1 pseudogene is annotated in these 504 nt (G+C 69.8%); it reads right to left on the bottom strand.

Annotated features, from left to right (window positions below):
- Nucleotides 1-504 (bottom strand): annotated as a pseudogene (locus MOV74_RS40190) (monooxygenase); the annotation flags it as partial.

Raw genomic sequence — 504 nt, 5'->3', positions numbered from 1 at the left:
CATCACCTCGCGGGGATCGCCGGGCGTGCTCCAGCCCGGCCTGTTCCAGGTGCCCGGCAGCACCGCGACCACGTTGATCTGGCGGCCGCCCGCAATGGGATAGGCGACGAGATGGGCGTTCGGACCCATCCAGAGCTGCACCCGGCGCGCGGTGTAATCCTTCGGCAGTTGCGTGGCGTCCAGCGTGCCGCGCCAGGCGATCAGCCCGGAGAAGCGTGGCTGCACCTCGGGAAACAGATGCTGGCGGACCGTCGACCAGATGCCGTCGGCGCCGATCAGCGCACTGGCGAGATCGCTGCGGCGGATCGTGCCGCTGCGATGGACGACCGTCAGTCCCTTGGCATGCGGCGCGACGTCTTCGAAGGTCGCGCCCAGTTTCAGGTCGATATCGGGATGATCGGCAACGGCGCCGGCCAGCGCCGATTGCAGGTCGGCGCGGTGCACCACCCAATAGGGCGCGCCGGCCCGCAGCGAAGCCGCTTCACCGAGCGGCATGCGCAGCAG

The organism is Bradyrhizobium sp. SHOUNA76 (assembly GCF_023006445.1).
GTDB lineage: Bacteria > Pseudomonadota > Alphaproteobacteria > Rhizobiales > Xanthobacteraceae > Bradyrhizobium.
The sequence above is the reverse complement of the archived record's forward strand: the minus strand, read 5'-3'. Positions and strand labels throughout refer to the sequence as shown.